19 protein-coding genes are annotated in these 21,430 nt (G+C 56.4%); 3 read left to right on the top strand and 16 right to left on the bottom strand.

Going from position 1 to position 21,430, the window contains the following annotated elements:
- Positions 1 to 35 precede the first annotated feature (35 nt).
- The 5 genes from glnB to purL all read right to left on the bottom strand — a co-directional run bounded on the left by glnB (position 36) and on the right by purL (position 8,391).
- The gene (gene glnB / locus ACOTX2_RS20165) at positions 36 to 374 is read right to left on the bottom strand and encodes a nitrogen regulatory protein P-II (RefSeq protein ID WP_003860685.1); all 339 of its coding nucleotides are present in this window, start codon (positions 372 to 374) and stop codon (positions 36 to 38) included.
- Between the two features lie 80 nt (positions 375 to 454).
- Positions 455 to 1,792, bottom strand: a complete 1,338-nt coding sequence (gene glrR / locus ACOTX2_RS20160) for a two-component system response regulator GlrR (RefSeq protein WP_015572150.1) — start codon at positions 1,790 to 1,792, stop codon at positions 455 to 457.
- On the bottom strand, positions 1,789 to 2,541 hold the full coding sequence (qseG, locus tag ACOTX2_RS20155) for a two-component system QseEF-associated lipoprotein QseG (protein ID WP_022649028.1): 753 nt from the start codon (positions 2,539 to 2,541) through the stop codon (positions 1,789 to 1,791). The genes glrR and qseG overlap by 4 nt, the downstream gene beginning before the upstream one ends.
- A complete protein-coding gene (qseE, locus tag ACOTX2_RS20150; RefSeq protein WP_032622390.1) occupies positions 2,538 to 3,971 on the bottom strand; it encodes a two component system sensor histidine kinase QseE/GlrK in 1,434 nt (477 codons plus the stop codon). The genes qseG and qseE overlap by 4 nt, the downstream gene beginning before the upstream one ends.
- A 532-nt stretch (positions 3,972 to 4,503) precedes the next feature.
- Positions 4,504 to 8,391 (bottom strand): phosphoribosylformylglycinamidine synthase, encoded by a 3,888-nt coding sequence (gene purL, locus ACOTX2_RS20145; RefSeq protein WP_045308545.1) that lies wholly within the window; start codon positions 8,389 to 8,391, stop codon positions 4,504 to 4,506.
- Positions 8,392 to 8,658: 267 nt separating this feature from the next.
- Between purL and mltF the strand changes: the two genes are divergently transcribed.
- Positions 8,659 to 10,209, top strand: coding sequence for a membrane-bound lytic murein transglycosylase MltF (gene mltF, locus ACOTX2_RS20140; protein WP_032623752.1), 1,551 nt, complete (start codon positions 8,659 to 8,661; stop codon positions 10,207 to 10,209).
- Here mltF and tadA read toward each other — a convergent pair.
- Genes tadA through murQ form a run of 4 tightly spaced genes read right to left on the bottom strand, consistent with a single transcriptional unit; the run spans position 10,097 to position 13,570 of the window.
- The gene (tadA, locus tag ACOTX2_RS20135) at positions 10,097 to 10,636 is read right to left on the bottom strand and encodes a tRNA adenosine(34) deaminase TadA (protein ID WP_022649032.1); all 540 of its coding nucleotides are present in this window, start codon (positions 10,634 to 10,636) and stop codon (positions 10,097 to 10,099) included. The genes mltF and tadA overlap by 113 nt on opposite strands.
- 24 nt (positions 10,637 to 10,660) lie before the next feature.
- Positions 10,661 to 11,296 (bottom strand): phosphatidylglycerophosphatase C, encoded by a 636-nt coding sequence (gene yfhb / locus ACOTX2_RS20130; protein WP_063148281.1) that lies wholly within the window; start codon positions 11,294 to 11,296, stop codon positions 10,661 to 10,663.
- Between the two features lie 3 nt (positions 11,297 to 11,299).
- Positions 11,300 to 12,664 carry a PTS transporter subunit EIIC gene (locus tag ACOTX2_RS20125; RefSeq protein ID WP_023306720.1) on the bottom strand — a complete coding sequence of 455 codons (1,365 nt, stop codon included), beginning with the start codon at positions 12,662 to 12,664 and terminating at the stop codon, positions 11,300 to 11,302.
- A 9-nt stretch (positions 12,665 to 12,673) separates the two neighbouring features.
- Positions 12,674 to 13,570 (bottom strand): N-acetylmuramic acid 6-phosphate etherase, encoded by an 897-nt coding sequence (gene murQ, locus ACOTX2_RS20120; protein WP_023306721.1) that lies wholly within the window; start codon positions 13,568 to 13,570, stop codon positions 12,674 to 12,676.
- Positions 13,571 to 13,688: 118 nt separating this feature from the next.
- Here murQ and ACOTX2_RS20115 point away from each other — a divergent pair, with 118 nt between their 5' ends.
- Together ACOTX2_RS20115 and ACOTX2_RS20110 are read left to right on the top strand one after the other, a co-directional pair.
- Positions 13,689 to 14,537, top strand: coding sequence for a MurR/RpiR family transcriptional regulator (locus ACOTX2_RS20115; RefSeq protein WP_023300733.1), 849 nt, complete (start codon positions 13,689 to 13,691; stop codon positions 14,535 to 14,537).
- Between the two features lie 56 nt (positions 14,538 to 14,593).
- Positions 14,594 to 14,854, top strand: a complete 261-nt coding sequence (locus ACOTX2_RS20110) for a YfhL family 4Fe-4S dicluster ferredoxin (RefSeq protein WP_023300734.1) — start codon at positions 14,594 to 14,596, stop codon at positions 14,852 to 14,854.
- On the opposite strand, the gene acpS is transcribed toward ACOTX2_RS20110, so the two are convergent.
- The 7 genes from acpS to lepA all read right to left on the bottom strand — a co-directional run bounded on the left by acpS (position 14,851) and on the right by lepA (position 21,364).
- Positions 14,851 to 15,231 (bottom strand): holo-ACP synthase, encoded by a 381-nt coding sequence (gene acpS, locus ACOTX2_RS20105; RefSeq protein WP_063148280.1) that lies wholly within the window; start codon positions 15,229 to 15,231, stop codon positions 14,851 to 14,853. The genes ACOTX2_RS20110 and acpS overlap by 4 nt on opposite strands.
- Positions 15,231 to 15,962 (bottom strand): pyridoxine 5'-phosphate synthase, encoded by a 732-nt coding sequence (pdxJ, locus tag ACOTX2_RS20100; protein WP_063148279.1) that lies wholly within the window; start codon positions 15,960 to 15,962, stop codon positions 15,231 to 15,233. Before pdxJ ends, acpS begins: the two co-directional genes overlap by 1 nt.
- 75 nt (positions 15,963 to 16,037) lie before the next feature.
- Entirely contained in the window at positions 16,038 to 16,745 is a 708-nt protein-coding gene (recO, locus tag ACOTX2_RS20095; protein ID WP_015572142.1) for a DNA repair protein RecO, read from the bottom strand.
- 17 nt (positions 16,746 to 16,762) lie between these two features.
- The gene (gene era / locus ACOTX2_RS20090; protein WP_022649038.1) at positions 16,763 to 17,668 is read right to left on the bottom strand and encodes a GTPase Era; all 906 of its coding nucleotides are present in this window, start codon (positions 17,666 to 17,668) and stop codon (positions 16,763 to 16,765) included.
- Positions 17,665 to 18,345 (bottom strand): ribonuclease III, encoded by a 681-nt coding sequence (rnc, locus tag ACOTX2_RS20085; RefSeq protein WP_003860711.1) that lies wholly within the window; start codon positions 18,343 to 18,345, stop codon positions 17,665 to 17,667. The genes era and rnc overlap by 4 nt, the downstream gene beginning before the upstream one ends.
- A 223-nt stretch (positions 18,346 to 18,568) precedes the next feature.
- Entirely contained in the window at positions 18,569 to 19,543 is a 975-nt protein-coding gene (lepB, locus tag ACOTX2_RS20080; protein WP_023306724.1) for a signal peptidase I, read from the bottom strand.
- A gap of 15 nt (positions 19,544 to 19,558) precedes the next feature.
- Positions 19,559 to 21,364, bottom strand: coding sequence for a translation elongation factor 4 (gene lepA, locus ACOTX2_RS20075; protein WP_022649041.1), 1,806 nt, complete (start codon positions 21,362 to 21,364; stop codon positions 19,559 to 19,561).
- Positions 21,365 to 21,430 lie beyond the last annotated feature (66 nt).

The following is a 21,430-nucleotide window of genomic DNA, read 5'->3' as shown; positions in this document are numbered from 1 at the left end:
AGGCCGGGTAAGCGCAGCGCCACCCGGCAAGAATGTTAAATCGCCGCGTCGTCTTCTTCGCCGGTACGGATACGGATCACGCGCGCCACGTCAAAGACGAAGATTTTCCCGTCGCCAATTTTACCGGTCTGCGCCGTGCGGATGATGGTATCCACACAGGTATCGACGATATCATCGCTCACCACGATCTCGATTTTCACTTTCGGCAGAAAGTCCACCATGTACTCTGCGCCACGGTATAGCTCGGTGTGGCCCTTCTGACGACCAAAACCTTTCACTTCAGTTACGGTCATCCCGGTGATGCCTACTTCTGCCAGCGCTTCACGTACATCATCCAGTTTGAAAGGTTTAATAATCGCATCAATTTTTTTCATGGTGGGTCCTTAAACTCTTGCCAGTAAGCAGCCTCGTAATCGGTTGCTCACAGTATCATATTCAGGCGAATTTTGCGGTATTACTCTTTAAAATCGTTCGCTTCCAGCTCGTGGCGTGAGAGCAATTTATAGAACTCGGTACGGTTACGCCCGGCCATGCGCGCCGCGTGGGTCACGTTGCCTTTGGTGATTTGCAGCAGCTTGCGCAGATAGTTCAGCTCGAACTGATTTCGCGCTTCCGCAAATGTCGGTAAGGCCGTGTTTTCCCCCTCGAGCGCCTGCTCCACCAGCGCATCGCTGATCACCGGCGATGACGTCAACGCCACGCACTGCTCAATCACGTTCACCAGCTGGCGTACGTTACCCGGCCAGCTTGCGGTCATCAGGCGTTTCATCGCATCGGTGGAGAACGCGCGCACAAACGGTTTGTGGCGGTCAGCGGCCTGGCGCAATAGGTGATTTGCCAGCAGCGGGATGTCTTCCGCACGCTCGGCCAGCGCCGGGATTTTCAGGTTGACGACATTCAGTCGATAGTAGAGATCTTCGCGGAACTCGTTGCGCGCCATCACCTTGGGTAAATCACGGTGGGTGGCGGAAATAATACGCACGTTGATATCGATATCGCGGTTGCTGCCAAGCGGACGCACTTTCCGCTCCTGCAACACGCGCAGCAATTTGACCTGCAGCGGCGCGGGCATATCGCCAATTTCATCAAGGAACAGCGTGCCCCCCTCAGCCGCCTGGAACAGCCCTTCACGGCTGCTCACCGCGCCGGTAAAGGCGCCGCGGGCATGGCCGAAGAGCTCTGATTCGAGCAGCTGTTCCGGCAACGCGCCACAGTTAATGGCAATAAAAGCATTTTTACTGCGCGGGCTGGCGTTGTGGATCGCCTGGGCGAGGATCTCTTTCCCGGTCCCGCTCTGGCCGTTGATCAGCACGCTAACGTCGGATTGCGCCACCATCCGCGCCTGTTCCAGCAGGCGCAGCATTACAGGGCTACGCGTCACGATGGATTCACGCCAGGCGTCGTCGCCGGATGGCGCCGCGTGCTCAAGGGCGCTGTCGATCGCTTTATAGAGGGCGTCTTTATCCACCGGTTTGGTGAGGAAGCTGAATACCCCCTGCTGCGTCGCGGCCACCGCATCAGGAATAGATCCGTGAGCGGTGAGGATAATCACCGGCATCCCGGGCTGCTGCTTCTGGATCTCCGTGAACAGTTGCAGGCCATCCATTTCATCCATGCGCAAATCGCTGATCACCAGATCGATTTTCTCACGGCTGAGCACCTTCAGCCCCTCCTGCCCGCTTTCAGCGGTGACCACGCTGTAGCCTTCGCTGACCAGACGCATCCCCAGCAGCTTTAACAGCCCGGGATCGTCATCCACCAGTAACAGATGGGCAGGTTTACGGCTTGTCATGGCTTCACATCCTCTTGTTTCGGCATCTCACTGTCTGGCGTCGTGGCAGAGTTGCCTTTCGACCCATCGGGCAGATAGCTGCCTGCCGGCTTACGCGTCGAGAGCTGTCTTTCGATATCGGTCAGATTTTCAAGCTTGCGGGTGGTGGTATCCAGCTGCTCGCGCAGCGACTCCTGCTGCTGGCGAAGCGCATCAAGCTCGCTGTCGCTCGACTGCTGCAATTTGCTGTAGCGGAAACGCTCTTCGGACAGCTGTAATTGCAGGGTTTGTCCGTCCCGCCAGAGCTGATAGACCGGGCGCACCTGGGGGGGAATATTGATCACGTAAGTATCCAGCCGCGTCACGTTGGCGCGGCGTTCGACAGGCGTGATTCTGGCATCCGCCATCACGATCCCGCGTTTAAACGCGTCCTGCCAGGTATCGTCCACCAGCATCGCCGCCTGGGCACGGGCCTCAGCGGGCGCCAGCCGCTGGGCGCAGTCTATTCCGCGCAGCCAGAACAGCGGATTGGATTCAACATCACGCCCCGACAGGCTCCAGATATCATCGCAACGTGTTGAAAGGAAATCGGCCAGCTGTTTTTGCGGCCATTTATCTTCCTGTTTGTGGCTAATTGCACTTTTCGGTGCATGGGTTACACAGCCTGCCAGCAGTAAGCAGGGCAGGCTGAGGCGCACATTTTTGCTGGAAAACACCGCGCGCAGTGCGCGGTAAAAGACGTGTGACATACTCACAAGGTTGTTATTCATTTCATTGATTTTTCCGGCTCAAGAGGCAGTTCGATACGAAAACAGACATCGGCGCGTTCATCACTCACGATGTTAAGCTCACCCTGCATGCGTCGTATGCAGTCGCGGGCAATACTCAGCCCCAGACCACTTCCTTTTACCGCACCTTTTCGCTGATGACTCCCCTGGAAGAAGGGTTCAAAGATCATCGTTTTTTCATCATCCGGAATCGGGCTTCCGGTATTCGCTACGTCAATAAATACCCGCGAACCGTTGTTATTGCTTCTGATATAAATGGTACCGGATTCAGTACCATAGTGCACCGCATTGGAATAAAGATTATCCAGTACGCTCATTAACAGCATCGGTTCTGCAAGACAGGCTGGCGCGTTGAGTTCCACCTGGGTATGCATCATTTTAGCTCTTGCTGGCAGGCTATGGGCGGAGATCACCATGTCCACCAGCGGTTCAATCTCAACGCTTTCAAGCACCACAGCACCATCCGCCAGCTTGCGGTTATAGTCCAGCAGTTGTTCAATAAGCTTTTGTAAATTGCGGCTGCTGGCATCCAGAATCGCCACGATCTCTTTTTGCTCAGGGGTTAACGGCCCCGCCACTTCGTCGGCCAGCAGTTCCGTACCTTCACGCATGCTGGCCAGCGGCGTTTTGAGTTCGTGTGAGATATGGCGCAGGAACTGGTGGCGCTGCGATTCCAGCCACGCCAGGCGCTCTGAAAGCCAGATGATGCGTTGACCGACCGAGCGCAGCTCGCGCGGGCCTTTAAAAACGACCGTATCCCCGAGAGATTTACCCTCCCCCAGGCGGTTAATCATCCGCTGGATCCCCTTCACGGGGCCGATGATCATGCGGGTAAAGAGCAGCACCAGCCCCAGGCTGACGAGGAACAGCACCAGCGCCTGCCAGCCGAAGAACTGGCCGCGCTCGGCAATCTCCTGCTGGAGCTGCTGACCACGGGAAAAGATAACCGTACGGGTGGACTGAACCATCTCCGTATTGGCGTTCGCGAAGGCTTCAAGTCGGGCGGCGGCGGCGGCATCAGGACCGCTGTTTTTGCACTGGAGCTGCGCCAGATCGTTCAGATCCTGACGCAGCGCCTGATAGAGTTTGTCATCTGGCAGCACCCCGGCGTGGGCGTCCAGCATTTCGCTGTAGCGTTTACGCTGGTTCTGATAGACCCTCTCCAGCGTGCGATCGTCCAGCACGCAGTACTGGCGATAGCTACGCTCCATCTCAAGCGCGGCGTTGGTCATCGCCTCGCTACGGCGAGCATCAATAAGCGTGGTGCGGTTAGTCAGGGCCGCCTGTGCACTTAACGCGTTCAGGCTTTGCCAGGCCTGCCAGGCCAGAACCAGCAAAGGTAGCAGGATCAGCAGGAAGGCCATCATAACGAGCTGTCGCAGGGAGCGAGGGAAAGCGGGCCAGCGTTTCAACACATTACTCTCTTCATCCGGGTTTGAGGAGAGCGTAACTGAGTCTGCCCTTCAGATACAACAAAGCCGGGTAAAAACCCGGCTTTGTCATGGAATAAGGCGGTGCCTAACTCGACGTTTCGCCCTGGCCTGATAAAGCATTGCAATAATCAGTAGTTGGACGGCAGGCACCTTTTTGTGCGTCATTCGAAGTTTATGTAGCACGTCCCGAAGGGGCTGACATAAGAAGGTGAATGAGCCACTGGTTACTATTATGCAACACGCGTGCCAGATTGCAAAAATTAATGCTATCCTTATGATTAGTAATATTTTTATTATCAAAACGTATTGATTGTTACGTAAATGATTTCCAGGCTAAGTGTCGCTATTAAGCAACACCTTAACGGGAACCTGTCCTGCCGCATATAAATCAACAGGTTAAATGTCTCCTTTTGGAGACACTCAGACCAGAGAGTTGTCGCGATTTTGCGACAGAGACAAAAAAGCCCGGTGGCGCTCGCGCTTACCGGGCCTACAGTCAGGGCGTTGAAACTTAACCTAGTTGTTTACGTGCGTTGCGGAAAATGCGCATCCACGGGCTGTCCTCGCCCCAGTTTTCCGGGTGCCAGGAGTTGCTCACGGTACGGAAGACACGCTCCGGGTGCGGCATCATAATCGTCACCCGACCGCTTTCGCTGGTGACCGCGGTAATGCCATTTGCCGAACCGTTCGGGTTAGCCGGATAGGTTTCGGTGACCTTGCCAAAGTTATCAACAAAGCGCAGCGCCACCAGTCCTTTGCTTTCAAGCTGAGCCAGGTGCGCCGCATCACGGACTTCAACCTGACCTTCACCGTGCGAAACCGCGATTGGCATCTGCGAACCGACCATCCCCTGCAACAGCAGAGACGGGCTTTGGGTTACTTCTACCAGGCTGAAGCGCGCTTCAAAGCGGTCAGACTGGTTACGCACAAAGCGCGGCCAGGCTTCGCTGCCCGGGATCAGCTCGCGCAGGTTAGACATCATCTGGCAGCCGTTACACACCCCCAGCGCCAGCGTCTGCGGACGGTGGAAGAAGGTTTCAAACTCGTCACGTACGCGGCTGTTGAACAGGATGGACTTCGCCCAGCCTTCGCCCGCGCCCAGCACGTCACCGTAGGAGAACCCCCCGCAGGCTACCAGTGCCTGGAAATCATCCAGCCCGGTACGCCCTGCCAGCAGGTCGCTCATGTGGACGTCGATGGCGTCAAAGCCCGCCCGGTGGAAGGCCGCTGCCATCTCAACGTGGGAGTTAACGCCCTGTTCGCGCAGCACGGCCACTTTAGGACGCGCACCGGTCGCAATGTACGGCGCGGCAATGTCTTCGTTGATGTCGAAGGTGAGCTTCACGTTCAGGCCAGGATCGTTGTCGTTCGCCTTCGCGTTATGCTCCTGATCGGCACATTCCGGGTTGTCACGCAGGCGCTGCATCTGCCATGTGGTTTCCGCCCACCACATACGCAACGTGGTGCGGCTTTCGCTGAACACCGGGTGGCCGTCGGCTTCAATCACGAAGCGGTCGCCCTGCACCGCTTTACCGAGATAGTGCACGCAGTCTGCCAGACCGTGCTGCGCCAGAATCGCTTCCACCGCGTCGCGATCTGCGGCGCGTACCTGAATGACGGCACCCAGCTCTTCGTTAAACAGCGCCGCCAGGCGGTCTTCACCAAGCGTTGCAATGTTTGCTTCAACGCCGCAGTGGCCGGTGAAGGCCATCTCTGCCAGCGTCACCAGCAGGCCGCCATCGGAACGATCGTGGTAGGCAAGCAGCTTACGCTGCGCCACCAGCGCCTGAATTGCGTCGTAGAAGCCTTTCAACTGTGCGACGTCCCGCACGTCGGCTGGCTTTTCGCCGAGCTGGCGATAAACCTGTGCCAGCGCGGTGGCACCCAGCGCGTTATGGCCTTTGCCGAGGTCAATCAACAGCAGGGCGTTATCATCAGTGGAAAGCTGCGGCGTAACGGTATGACGCACGTCTTCCACGCGCGCAAACGCGGTGATCACCAGCGACAGAGGCGAAGTCATCTCGCGCTGCTCGCTGCCTTCCTGCCAGCGGGTTTTCATCGACATGGAGTCTTTACCCACCGGAATGGTCAGGCCGAGCGCAGGACACAGCTCTTCACCCACCGCTTTTACCGCTTCGTACAGGCCCGCGTCTTCGCCAGGGTGACCGGCAGCGGCCATCCAGTTCGCGGAAAGTTTGATGCGTTTGATGTCGCCAATCTGCGTCGCGGCGATATTGGTCAGCGCTTCACCGACCGCCAGACGGGCAGAAGCGGCGAAGTCCAGCAGAGCCACCGGGGTGCGTTCACCCAGCGCCATCGCTTCGCCGTAGTAGCTGTCGAGGCTCGCGGTGGTCACGGCGCAGTTAGCGACCGGGATCTGCCACGGGCCGACCATCTGATCGCGTGACACCATACCGGTCACGGTACGGTCGCCGATGGTGACCAGGAAGGTTTTCTCCGCCACCGCAGGCAGGTGCAGCACGCGGTTAACCGCTTCCGCCACAATAATGCCCTGACGATCCAGCGCTTTACCCGCCGCTTTGCGGGTTGTAACGTCGCGGGTCATCTTCGGCGTTTTGCCGAGAAGCACGTCGAGCGGCAGATCGATCGGCTGGTTGTCGAAATGGGTATCACTGAGAGTCAGGTGCTGCTCTTCGGTAGCTTCACCGATGACGGCATACGGCGCGCGCTCGCGGCGGCACAGCTCGTCAAACAGCGGCAGCTGATCGGCAGCAACCGCCAGCACGTAGCGCTCCTGGGATTCGTTACACCAGATTTCCAGCGGGCTCATGCCTGGCTCATCGCTCAGGATATCGCGCAGGTTGAAGCGCCCGCCGCGACCGCCGTCGCTCACCAGCTCAGGCATGGCGTTAGAGAGCCCACCCGCGCCCACGTCGTGGATGAACAGAATCGGGTTGGCATCGCCGAGCTGCCAGCAGCGGTCGATCACTTCCTGACAGCGGCGCTCCATTTCCGGGTTGTCGCGCTGCACGGACGCGAAGTCGAGATCCGCATCAGACTGGCCGGAAGCCATAGACGAGGCTGCACCACCGCCCAGACCAATGTTCATGGCCGGGCCGCCGAGCACGATCAGCTTCGCGCCCACGACGATCTCACCTTTTTGCACGTGATCGGCGCGAATGTTGCCGATCCCGCCCGCCAGCATGATGGGTTTGTGGTAGCCGCGCAGCTCTTCGCCGTTGTGGCTGTCCACTTTCTCTTCGTAGGTACGGAAGTAACCGTTCAGCGCCGGACGACCAAATTCATTGTTGAACGCCGCGCCGCCCAGCGGGCCTTCGGTCATGATATCCAGCGCGGTCACAATGCGCTCTGGCTTGCCGAAATCTTCTTCCCACGGCTGTTCAAAGCCCGGGATACGCAGGTTGGAGACGGAGAAACCGACCAGACCCGCTTTTGGTTTCGCGCCGCGACCGGTCGCCCCTTCGTCACGGATTTCACCGCCGGAGCCGGTCGCCGCACCCGGCCATGGGGAGATCGCCGTCGGGTGGTTGTGGGTTTCCACTTTCATCAGGATATGCGCGGGCTCCTGATGGAAGTCATAGCGCCCTGCTTCGCGATCGGCGAAGAAGCGGCCCACCTCGGAACCTTCCATCACCGCGGCGTTGTCTTTATAGGCAGACAGCACGTGGTCAGGGGTTTGCTCCATGGTGTTTTTGATCATTTTGAACAGCGACTTCGGCTGCTGTTCGCCGTCGATAATCCAATCGGCGTTGAAAATCTTGTGGCGGCAGTGCTCGGAGTTGGCCTGCGCGAACATATACAGTTCGATGTCGTTCGGGTTGCGATTCAGCTTAACGAATGCATCCTGAAGGTAGTCGATTTCATCCTCTGCGAGTGCCAGACCAAGACGCAGGTTTGCGTCGATCAGCGCCTGACGCCCCTGCCCCAGCAGATCCACGCTCTGTACCGGCGCAGGCTGATGGTGGGAGAACAGTTTCTGCGCATCATCCAGAGAGTCAAACACGCTCTCCATCATGCGGTCGTGCAGCTCCGCTGTGACGGCCTGCCACTGCGCGTCGCTCAGGGTTGACGCTTCCACATAGTACGCCACGCCGCGCTCCAGACGGTTAATCTGGCTCAGGCCGCAGTTGTGAGCGATGTCGGTGGCTTTGGAAGACCAGGGGGAGATGGTGCCAGGACGTGGCGTGGCGAGGATTAATTTGCCGGTCGGCGTATGGCTGCTCAGGCTTGGGCCATATTTAAGCAGACGTTCCAGCTGTACGCGCTCCTCTGCATTCAGGGGGGCATTCAGGTCAGCAAAATGGACATACTCAGCGTAAATATTGCTTACCGGAAGGTCGGCCGCCTGAAAACGTGCCAGCAGTTTATTAATACGGAAGGCAGACAGTGCAGGCGAACCACGCAGAATTTCCATCATAAGTCTCTCGTCTTCGAAGCGCCGGGGCGCTTACAGTGTGCGCAAGGGGGGAAAACGGGCGTCATTATAGAGAATCCTGAGCGCCGACGAAACCGTTTGCGTCGAAATAAAATCATCCTTTTTGTTTAACAATAGATGTGACCTGTCTCTCTAATTGGTTGCCAACTGGCGCTACTTTGCGCAAAATGCCGCTCAATCAATGGCAAACTCTACTCTTAACATGACTACAGCACACTGAGGCAACCGGCGTCGCAGAGAATTAACTAATTGAAAAAATTAAAGATTAATTATCTGCTCATCGGCATTGTTACATTGCTGCTGGCAGTGGCCCTCTGGCCGTCTATCCCCTGGTTCGGCAAAGCCGAAAACCGTATCGCCGCCATTCAGGAGCGGGGGGAGTTGCGCGTCAGTACCCTCTCCTCTCCGCTTATATACGACGATATCAACGGTAAAACCATTGGTCTTGATTACGAACTGGCACAGCTGTTTGCGGACTATCTGGGCGTGAAGCTTAAAGTCACCGTGCGGCAGAACATCAACCAGCTGTTTGATGATTTAGACCATGACCGAGCCGATATTCTCGCCGCAGGTCTGGTGTACAACAGCGAACGCAGCAAAAATTATCAGCCGGGCCCGACCTATTACTCTGTGTCGCAGCAGGTGGTTTATCGTGTGGGTAGCTTGCGCCCGCGCTCACTGGCCGACATTACCGACCAACAATTGACCATTGCGCCGGGCCATGTGGTGATTGACGATCTGCGGGCGTTGAAAGAGAAAAAATACCCGAACCTCAGCTGGACGGTCGATCCTAAACTCGGCACTACCGAATTGCTGGAGCAGGTAAAAGATAAAAAGCTGGCCTATACCATTGCTGATTCGGTGGCGATCAGCCTTTTCCAGCGCGTTCATCCTGAAATCGCCGTGGCGCTGGATGTGACCGATGAACAGCCGGTAACCTGGTTTACCCAGTTAGACGACGATCAAACCGTCTCTGCGGCTATGCTCGATTTCTTTAATTCCATCAATGAAGACGGCACCCTGGCGCGTCTGGAAGAGAAATATCTCGGTCACGGTGACGATTTTGATTACGTTGACACCCGCTCCTTCCTGCGCGCGGTGGATAGCGTGCTGCCGGACCTGCAACCGCTGTTCGAGAAGTACGCTCAGGAGATTGACTGGAAGTTACTGGCGGCAATTTCCTACCAGGAATCGCACTGGGATGCTCAGGCCACCTCCCCCACGGGCGTGCGCGGGTTGATGATGCTGACCAAAAATACCGCGCAGAGCCTCGGCATTAGCGATCGAACCGATGCGGAACAGAGCATCAGCGGCGGCGCGCAATATTTACAGGATATGATGGCGAAAGTGCCGGAGACGGTCCCTGAAGGGGAGCGGATCTGGTTTGCGCTGGCCGCCTATAACATGGGTTATGCCCATATGCTCGACGCGCGGACGCTGACGGCAAAAACCAAAGGTAACCCGGACAGCTGGTCAGATGTAAAACAGCGCCTGCCGCTGCTTAGCCAGAAACAGTGGTACCAGAAGCTGACGTACGGCTATGCGCGCGGGCATGAAGCGTATGCCTACGTGGAAAATATTCGTAAGTATCAGATAAGCCTGGTGGGATATCTGCTGGAGAAAGAAAAAGAGGCGGCCGAGGCGCAACAGCTGGCTGAAAGCTATCCGGTGGTCGCACCGGACGAGCTTAATCATCCTGCGGTTTCAATTCTGCCTTTTGTTGCTTTTTCTGCTGCCGACGCATTCGAAAAAAGTCACTTAACAGACCCGAACATTCTGGTGCAAGTACCCCGCCGATAGTTTTCACCTGGTGGTTCATCCCCGGATGCCCAAGTACGTCCATCAGTGAACCAGCAGCGCCCGTCTTTTCATCCCGCGCGCCAAACACCAGCGTACCGATTCGGCTGTGCACCATCGCCCCGGAGCACATTACGCACGGTTCAAGGGTGACATACAGGGTGGTATCAAGCAGACGATAGTTTTGCAGCACCAGTCCGCCCTGACGCAGCGCCATAATTTCAGCATGCGCGGTAGGATCGTGACGGCCAATCGGACGGTTCCACCCTTCACCAATTACCTGATTGTTATGGACCAGCACCGCGCCCACGGGAACTTCGCCCTCTTCCCAGGCGCGCTGAGCCAGCGCCAGCGCGTGGCGCATCCAGTATTCATGATTGTGTTCAGGGTTGGACAAGGGCTGATACTCCAGTCGAAAAGCGGGCGGCATTATACACAGCCGGTACAGATAAGACTATTCGAGTTGCTGAAGTTCGCCCAGAGGCGTGACGCGCCAGCGGTGCTGGCAAAAATAGAGCAGCGGGTTGTCCTGCTTGCTGTCGCTGTAGCCGCTGTACAGACGCAGCGGCGTACCGATGCGTTTCTCCAGCTGCACCACTTTTTCATGTCCGAGGCAACGCAGGGTAAGCACCCAGCCGCCGTAGCCGCGCGCGATCTGCGTGGCGATAAGGTTTACGCGCGGCAGCCAGGGCGTATCAAAATAGACCTGCTCCACCAGCGTCTGCGGGGAGCCGGTAATCAGCCAGATATCGGCATCGTTGGCGTCGAGATAGCTGGTCAGGCGCGCCTGGACCACGGGAAACGCGGCGACGTGCCCGCGAAACCAGTGGGCAAAATCCTGTTCAAGCTGCTTAAGACGCGCTTCGCTATGACCAAACGTACATCCCCAGAGCAGCAGGCTCATCGGCCAGCGCGCTGAACGGCCTTTCACCAGTAGCGCGATGCCAATAACGGGTAACAGGGGCAATAACAGCAACGCGTTAAGGGGCTGGCGCCGCAGCAGATAGCGCATAAAGGTGCCGAACATATCCTGCTGATGCAGCGTTCCATCCAGATCAAAAAAGACAACGCGACGCTCGTGATTTGCCAAACCTTACTCCTCTGGGTCGTTGAATCCTAATAGCCAGGTAAACAGGAACCCGGCGATCACCGCTACCAGATAGCCTAACAGATAGAGCATCACTTTTCCGGTCACGATGGTTAATGCCAGCGGTAAACCGGAAATCCCGAAGGTGATAACGGTCGCCACTTTCCAGTAGCTAATCAACGCCCCGCCCACCGCGCCACCGAGACAGGCGGCCAGGAACGGCTTGCCCAGCGGCAGCGTAACGCCGAAAATCAGCGGCTCGCCGATACCGAGCAACCCGACCGGCAACGCCCCTTTAATGACCTTTTTCAGACGTGCGTTGCGGGTTTTCATCAGCACCGCGATGGCCGCGCCGACCTGCCCAACGCCCGCCATCGACAGGATCGGCAGCAGGGCGTTATAGCCGTGCGCCTGTACCAGTTCGACGTGAATCGGCACTAGCCCCTGATGCAAACCGGTCAGCACTAACGGCAGGAAGGTTCCGGACAGCACAGCCCCCACCAATAACCCACCGCGATCGATAGCCAGAGACGCGCCGTGGGCGATGGCTTCAGAGATGGCGCCGCCTAACGGTTGCAGCGCCACAATCGCCACGCTCCCGGTAATCAATGTGGTCAGCAGCGGGTTGAGGATCAGCTCAATCGAGCCTGGCAGCACCGCGCGCAGCTTTTTCTCGATCCAGCACATCAGAATGACCACCAGCAGCACGGCAATCACCCCGCCGCGGCCAGGCTGAAGCGCCTCGCCAAACAGCGTAATCTGCGCCAGCTGCGGGCTGGAGAGGATACCCGCCATAACGCCGCCCATCGCCAGCGAGCCGCCAAACACTTTGGCCGTGTTCACCCCCACCAGAATGTTCATGATGGCAAACACCGCGCTGCCGAAAATCGCCAGAATACCCAGCAGGTTCGGATACTGCGTGGCAAAATCCCCGACAATATCCGGACGCTTAAGAATATTGATAATCCCGGTGATCAGCCCCGACGCGATAAACGCCGGGATCAGCGGAATAAAGACGTTAGCCAGCTGGCGCAGCGCATCGCTCATAGGGGCTTTGTATTTGGCTTTCGCCTGCGCTTTGGTGCGTTCCGCATCGTCAAAGGCGGGAGCCGTTTCACCGCCCGTCATCAGGGCGCGCATGGCATCTACCACCTGCGCCGCTTTGCCCGGACCGACAATCAACTGGTGCTGTTGCCCCTGCTTAACGTACCCGCTCACGCCGGGAAGCTGCTTAAGGCGCGTCAAATCAAGCTGTTCGTCGTTATGCACCTCGACGCGAACACGCGTCATACAGTTCTCAAGACGCTGAATATTTTTTTCCCCACCGATCCCGAGCAGGATGTCGCTGGCGAGCGCTGCTGTTTTGTCCATACACGCCTCTTATTGGTGTTCTAATGCCGCCCGTAAAAACCCGTGATGGGCTTCGAGTCTGGCTCTGGCCGCGGCTGCATCCAGCCCGGTTAATATCATCAGAATGGCGGGTTTTACATCGTGATCGGTCTGCTGAAGCACCTTTTCCGCCTCTTCACGACTGGCGCCTGTCGCTTCCATCACCATGCGACACGCTCTGTCCACCAGCTTGATGTTAGTGGCCTGCATATCCACCATCAGGTTTTGGTAGACCTTGCCAAATTTCACCATCGCGCCGGTGGAGATCATATTGAGCACCAGCTTCTGCGCGGTACCCGACTTCAGCCGTGTGGAGCCGGTGAGCGCTTCCGGCCCGACGACCGGAGAGATGGCAATGGCGGCCACCTGCGCAATCGGCGAGCCCGGGTTACAGGAGATGGCCACTGTGGTGCACCCGGTCTGTCTGGCATATTCCAGTCCACCAATGACGTACGGCGTACGACCAGAAGCCGCCAGCCCGACCACCAGATCCTGCGCGGTCAGGTTTAGCGCCCTGAGATCATCTTCCCCAAGCTGTTTATTGTCTTCTGCCCCTTCTACCGCTTTCAGCAGCGCGCCGGGGCCACCGGCAATCAGGCCAACGACCAGCCCGTGCGGAACGCCAAAAGTCGGCGGACATTCTGAGGCATCCAGCACACCGAGGCGCCCGCTGGTTCCCGCTCCCATATAAATAATGCGTCCTCCTGCTTTGAGAGCGTCGGCAGCGGCGTCTACGGCTTTTGCTACCTCAGGCAATGTCTCTTTGACTGCCAGCGCGACGAGGGTATCCTGTTGATTAAAGCGGTTTACCAGCTCCAGCGTGGACAGTGCATCAAGATCCATGGTTTGCGGGTTACGCGTTTCAGAAACAAGAGAGCCAAGATTCATGTTGTTTACCTCTGGAATTTTTAATTCATAATAAACGCACTATAATGGAATATAAAATTCATTCAGGCGAGCAAAATTCGTATTTGCGCGGGTAATCACATTTTCGCCAGGAGACCGTATGAACTGTTTAATTCGTATTCGTCAGCGCTACGCAGGGTTTGCCCAGAGTGATAAAAAGCTGGCGGATTTTTTACTTTCTCAGCCCGATCGCGCGCGACACCTCAGCTCCCAGCAGTTGGCAGGCGAAGCCGGGGTGAGCCAGTCGAGCGTGGTGAAATTCGCCCAGAAAATAGGCTATAAGGGCTTTCCGGCGCTAAAGCTGGCGATCAGTGAAGCACTGGTGAGCAACCCGAATCCGCAGTCAATGCCGGTGCATAACCAGATCCGTGGCGACGATCCGATGCGTCTGGTGGGCGAAAAGCTGATCAAGGAGAACGTGGCGGCAATGCATGCCACGCTGGATGTGAACACGGAAGAGAAGCTGCTGGAAAGCGTAGCCATGCTTCGCGACGCGCGGCGCATTGTGTTGACCGGGATCGGCGCCTCCGGACTGGTTGCGCGTAACTTTGGCTGGAAGCTGACAAAAATCGGCTATAACGCCATCGTTGAACAGGATATGCACGCGCTGCTGGCGACCGTGCAGGCCATGGATCCTGACGATTTACTGCTGGCCATCTCCTATTCCGGCGAGCGACGTGAAATTAATATGGCCACTGACGAAGCCCTGCGCGTAGGGGGAAAAATTCTGGCGATTACCGGATTTAGCCCGAATGCGCTCCAGCAACGGGCAACCCGCTGCCTGTATACCATTGCCGAGGAACAGGCCACTCGCAGCGCGGCGATTTCGTCGACGAGTGCGCAGATGATGCTGACGGACCTGCTGTTTATGGCGCTGGTTCAGCAGGATCTGGAGCGTGCGCCAGAACGTATTCGGCACAGCGAAGAGCTGGTAAAAAAACTGGTTTGAACAACGAATGAGCGTATAATGCCCGCCCTGTTTGTGATGTTTCTGAGAATTTCCTGATGGCGCTGTTAATCACCAAAAAATGCATCAACTGCGATATGTGCGAACCCGAATGCCCGAACCAGGCGATTTCGATGGGCGACAGCATTTATGAGATTAACAGCGACCGCTGCACCGAATGCATCGGCCACTATGAAACGCCGACCTGCCAGAAGGTGTGCCCAATTCCCAATACGATCTTAAAAGATCCGGCACACGTCGAGAATGAAGAACAGTTGTGGGATAAGTTTGTCCTGATGCACCATGCGGACAAAATTTAACTCTCAATAATCACCGTCGCACAGGCATAGTGGCGTTCATCTGCAAGCGTTACGTGCATGCGCGCCACGCCCAGCTTTTCCGCCAGCTTAAGCGCCTCGCCCCATAAGCGCAGACGTGGCTTACCCAGCTCATCGTTAAACACTTCAAACTGGTTAAACGCCAGGCCGTTACGAATGCCCGTGCCGAACGCTTTCGCCGCCGCCTCTTTTACCGCGAAGCGCTTTGCCAGAAAGCGCACCGGCTGTTGATGCGCCTCCCAGATAGCCCATTCGTTATCGCTCAGCACGCGTCTTGCGAGGCGATCGCCGCTGCGGGCGATCACCGCTTCAATGCGGGCTATTTCAACGATGTCGGTGCCTAAGCCCAGAATAGCCATTACTGACGCGCTTCCAGCATCAGGCGCTTCATCTCGGACACCGCCTCTTTCAGGCCGCTCATCACCGCACGACCAATAATGGCGTGGCCAATGTTCAGCTCATGCATTTCCGGCAGGGCAGCAATGGCTTTTACGTTGTGATAGGTCAGGCCGTGTCCGGCGTTAACCTTCAGTCCCAGGCTCGCGGCGTAGATTGCCGCTTTGGCGATTCGCTCCAGCTCTTTCGCCTGCGCTGCGTCGTTTTCGGCATCGGCATAGCAGCCGGTGTGAATTTCAATATACGGCGCACCCACGTCGGCAGCGGCTTTAATCTGGGTGAAATCAGCGTCGATAAATAAAGATACCAGGATACCGGCATCCGCCAGGCGTTTGCAGGCATCGCGCATTTTGTCGAGCTGCCCGGCCACATCGAGACCGCCTTCGGTGGTCACTTCCTGACGCTTTTCCGGCACCAGGCAGCAGAAATGCGGTTTGGTCTCGCAGGCAATCGCCAGCATCTCTTCTGTCACCGCCATCTCCAGGTTCATGCGGGTATCCAGCGTCTGACGCAGGATGCGCACGTCGCGGTCAGTGATGTGGCGACGATCTTCACGCAGGTGGACGGTAATGCCGTCGGCGCCAGCCTGCTCAGCGATAAATGCCGCCTGAACCGGATCGGGATACGCGGTACCGCGTGCATTACGTAACGTGGCGATGTGATCGATATTGACGCCTAACAGTAATTCAGCCATGACAATCCTCGGTATTTTTGGTCATTTACCTTCTCCCTCTCCCTCCGGGAGAGGGCTGGGGTGAGGGGTAAAACATTAGCGTTTCGGCATAAACTGCCTGAATAATTCGCGGCTCTTTAAAGGTTTGCCCCCAAGATACGGCTTGAGCGCGATTCGGGTAAAGCGTTTTGCCGCACGCAGGGTGTCGGCGTCCGGGAACTCGCGTTCATACAGTGCTCTGAGCTGGCGCCCGGTAAAAGTGCTGTTATCGACGACGACACTGGCAATAAAGCCCTTTTCCTCACGATAGCGATAGGTCATGGTGTCTTCTACCTCGTCTCCGCTTCCCGCACAGTGCAGAAAATCAACGCCGTAACCAAGGTGCCCGAGCAGCGCCAGTTCGAAACGACGCAGCACAGGCTCAGGGGTGCCGGTTGCGCCAGCAAGTGCCTGAATACAGTGCAGGTAATCAAAGAAAAGTTCAGAGAAGCGGGTCTCATGTTCAAGAACCCGTGAAATGAGTTCGTTGACATACAAACCGCTGTAGAGCGTGATACCAGAAAGAGGAAGCGCCAGGGAGACGGCTTCAGCACTGCGCAGGGTTTTGACTTCCCCTCGCCCGCCAAAGCGGACCAGCAGCGGGGTGAAAGGCTGCAAGGCACCTTTCAGATTAGAACGTCTGGAACGTGCGCCTTTGGCAACAAGGCGCACGCGACCGGACTCTTCCGTGAAGACGTCCAGCATCAGGCTGGTTTCGCTCCAGGGACGACTATGCAGGACAAAGGCGCGCTGCCATCCATCCATATGCTCGTCGTCTTAGGTTACTGATCTTCGCCGTAACCGAGGCTGCGCAGCGCACGCTCATCATCGGCCCAGCCAGATTTCACTTTCACCCACAGTTCCAGGTGAACCGGTGCTTCAAACATGTCCATCATGTCTTTACGGGCTTCGATTCCGATAGTTTTGATCTTGGCACCTTTATTGCCGATCACCATCTTCTTCTGACCTTCACGCTCAACGAGGATCAGACCGTTAATATCGTAGCCGCCACGCTCGTTGCTCTGGAAACGCTCGATCTCCACCGTCACAGAGTACGGCAGTTCAGCGCCCAGGAAACGCATCAGCTTCTCACGGATGATTTCAGACGCCATAAAACGCTGAGAGCGATCGGTGATGTAGTCTTCCGGGAAGTGATGAGTCGCTTCCGGCAGATGTTTACGCACGATGCCCGCGATGGTATCGACGTTCAGACCCGTTTCCGCAGACAGCGGGACGATGTCCAGGAAGTTCATCTGGCTGCCCAGCCATTGCAGATGCGGCAGCAGATCGGCTTTTTCCTGCACGTTGTCCACTTTATTGACCGCGAGGATCACCGGCGTTTTGCCGTCACGCAGCTTGTTCAGGACCATTTCGTCGTCCGGCGTCCAGCGGGTGCCTTCCACAACGAAAATCACCAGCTCTACATCGCCAATGGAGCTGCTCGCCGCCTTGTTCATCAGACGGTTGATGGCACGCTTCTCTTCCATGTGCAGGCCCGGGGTATCGACGTAGATCGCCTGATACGCGCCTTCAGTATGGATACCAACGATGCGGTGACGCGTGGTCTGCGCCTTACGCGAGGTAATGGAAATCTTCTGTCCAAGCAGATTATTCAACAGGGTGGATTTGCCAACGTTCGGACGTCCGACGATGGCAATAAATCCGCAATACGTTTTTTCTTCGCTCATTCCAGCTCCAGCATTTTTAACGCCTGTTCGGCGGCAGCCTGTTCAGCCTTACGACGGCTTGAACCCGTGCCGACCACCGGTTCACTCAGGCCACTGACCTGGCAATGGATGGTAAATTCCTGATCGTGCGCTTCGCCACGTACCTGCACCACCAGATAGGATGGCAGCGGGAGGTGACGACCCTGCAAATATTCTTGCAGACGCGTTTTCGGATCTTTTTGTTTATCGCCCGGGCTGATTTCGTCCAGACGGGTCTGATACCAGTTCAGGATCAGCTTTTCTACGGTCTGGATATCGCTGTCCAGGAACACGCCACCGATTAATGCCTCGACCGTATCGGCAAGAATGGATTCACGACGGAACCCACCACTTTTCAGCTCACCCGGCCCCAGACGCAGACACTCACCCAGCTCAAACTCGCGTGCGATTTCAGCGAGGGTGTTGCCACGCACCAGCGTGGCGCGCATGCGGCTCATATCACCTTCATCCACACGCGGAAAACGATGATAAAGCGCATTTGCAATCACGAAACTTAAAATAGAGTCGCCTAAAAACTCGAGACGCTCATTATGTTTGCTGCTGGCACTGCGATGGGTTAATGCCTGTTGCAACAACTCCTGATGATGAAAAGTGTAGCCCAGCTTCCGTTGAAGCCGATTAATTACGATGGGGTTCATGCGATACCAATAAATGAATGCGTCAAAAATGCAGCACACGAAACCGACCTGAGAAAACCAACGCGGTTTCGTGTGCCGTGGCACCCTTGCAGGGCCAACCTTAAACTTCGGGGGAATATTCTATACGCAACGACAGGGGATGTCGTTAGTTCAAAGAGATTTATCGCTGAAATAATTCACGTAGCGGCGAATAAAAGCCGCTACGTGTTATTTTTGACGAAAATTAATGAATTCCGCCAATACGATTCAGGCGAACGCCGGTCGGCCACTCGCCTTCCTGCTTCTCGAAACTCATCCAGATAGCGGTTGCTTTACCGACCAGATTCGCTTCCGGCACAAAGCCCCAGTAACGGCTGTCCGCAGAGTTATCGCGGTTGTCACCCATCATGAAGTAGTGTCCCGGCGGCACAATCCAGGTCGCCAGCTGCTGGCCTGGCTGCTGGTAGTACATTGCCAGCTGGTCCTGTGCGATTGGCACGGTCAGAATGCGGTGAGTGACATCGCCCAGCGTCTCTTTGCGTTCAACCAGACGAATACCGTTCTCTTTGGTTTCACCTTTTGGCACCTGGAAGAATCCGCTGGTCGCTTCACCGCCATTACGGCGGGCGAAGGTCTGCACAAAATCACCTGGCTCAACGTTGGAGTAAGTGACTGGCAGCGCATTTTCACATGCAGTTCCAGAGCTACAGCCTGGCTGAATCCTCACTTCCTTCGCTATCGGATCGTAGGTTACTTTATCGCCCGGCAGACCTACCGCGCGTTTAATATAATCCAGCCGTGGATCTTCCGGATATTTAAACACCACGATGTCGCCACGTTTCGGATGACCCGTTTCGATCAGCGTTTTCTGGTAGATCGGATCTTTGATGCCATAGGCAAACTTCTCAACCAGAATGAAATCACCGATCAGCAGCGTTGGCATCATCGATCCTGACGGGATCTGGAACGGTTCATAGATAAATGAACGCACCACCAGCACAATCGCCAGCACCGGGAAGACCGATGCCCCTGTTTCCAGCCAGCCCGGTTTTGGGCCGACTTTTTTCAGGGTTTTCGCGTCCAGCGTATCGCCCGCGGCAGCCTGCGCGGCAGCCTGACGTTCACGGCGTTTTGGGGCGAAGATAAACTTATCCAGGCACCATAACAGACCTGTTACCAGGGTAGCGATGACCAGGATCAGGGCAAACATGTTCGCCATGCCAACTCCTTAAGGTTATTTACCGTTTCCGTCTTTACCAACATGAAGGATGGCAAGGAATGCTTCCTGCGGCAGCTCAACGTTACCGACCTGCTTCATACGCTTCTTACCTTCTTTCTGCTTCTGCAACAGCTTTTTCTTACGGCTGACGTCGCCGCCGTAGCACTTAGCCAGAACGTTTTTACGCAGCTGCTTCACGGTTGAACGGGCAATGATGTGGTTACCAATGGCCGCCTGAATCGCAATGTCAAACTGCTGACGCGGGATCAGCTCTTTCATCTTCTCAACCAGCTCACGACCACGGTACGGTGCGTTATCGTTGTGGGTGATCAGCGCCAGGGCATCAACTCGCTCGCCGTTGATCAGCACGTCCACGCGAACCATGTTCGAGGCCTGGAAGCGTTTGAAGTTGTAGTCCAGTGACGCATAGCCACGGGAGGTAGACTTCAGACGGTCGAAGAAGTCGAGCACCACTTCCGCCATCGGAATTTCATAGGTCAGCGCCACCTGGTTACCGTGGTACACCATGTTGGTCTGCACGCCACGCTTCTCAATACACAGGGTGATCACGTTGCCGAGGAACTCCTGCGGCAGCAGCATGTGACACTCTGCGATAGGCTCGCGCAGTTCCTGAATATTATTCAGCGGCGGGAGCTTGGAAGGGCTGTCGACGTAGATGACCTCTTTCGACGTGGTTTCTACTTCGTAGACAACCGTCGGGGCGGTGGTGATCAGATCCAGATCGTATTCACGCTCCAGACGTTCCTGAATGATCTCCATGTGCAGCAGACCGAGGAAGCCACAGCGGAAGCCGAAGCCCAGCGCCGTTGAGCTTTCTGGCTCATAGAACAGGGAAGCATCATTGAGGCTCAGCTTTCCGAGCGCATCGCGGAAGTTTTCGTAATCGTCGGAGCTGACCGGGAACAGACCCGCATAAACCTGCGGTTTCACCTTTTTGAAGCCTGGCAGCGCTTTATCTGCCGGATTACGTGCGCCGGTCAGGGTATCGCCCACTGGCGCGCCGAGGATGTCTTTAATTGCACAGACCAGCCAACCCACTTCGCCGCATTTCAGTTCGGTACGGTCAACCTGTTTTGGCGTGAAAATGCCAAGGCGGTCAGCGTTGTAGACCTGCCCGGTGCTCATGACCTTGATTTTGTCGCCTTTACGCATGGTACCGTTTTTAATACGCACCAGCGAGACAACACCCAGGTAGTTATCAAACCAGGAGTCGATGATCAGCGCCTGTAGCGGCGCATCCGGGTCACCTTCCGGCGGCGGAATGTCACGCACCAGACGTTCCAGTACATCCGGAACACCTACGCCGGTTTTTGCCGAGCAGCGCACTGCATCGGTCGCATCGATACCGACGATGTCTTCAATTTCTTCCGCTACGCGCTCAGGATCGGCGGCTGGCAGGTCGATTTTATTCAGAACCGGCACCACTTCGAGATCCATTTCCATGGCGGTATAGCAGTTTGCCAGCGTCTGGGCCTCTACGCCCTGCCCGGCATCCACCACCAGCAGCGCGCCTTCGCAGGCCGCCAGCGAGCGTGACACTTCATAAGAGAAGTCAACGTGCCCTGGGGTGTCGATAAAGTTCAGCTGGTAGGTTTCACCATCGGAAGCCTTATAGTCGAGCGTCACGCTCTGGGCTTTAATGGTAATACCGCGTTCGCGTTCCAGGTCCATGGAGTCCAGAACCTGGGCTGCCATTTCACGATCAGACAGGCCACCGCAAATCTGGATAATACGGTCAGACAGCGTCGACTTACCGTGGTCAATGTGAGCAATGATCGAAAAGTTACGTATGTTCTTCATATAGTTAAATAATTATGCCTTACGAATTCCTGGAGGCCGCTGTTCTTAGCCTGACGTTTTTCAGTG

Origin of the sequence: Enterobacter cloacae complex sp. IR5412 (assembly GCF_049237385.1) — a bacterium.
In the GTDB taxonomy this organism is placed as follows: Bacteria; Pseudomonadota; Gammaproteobacteria; order Enterobacterales; family Enterobacteriaceae; genus Enterobacter; species Enterobacter intestinihominis.
Note: the sequence above shows the minus strand (reverse complement) of the source record. Positions and strands in the feature narration are given on the sequence as shown.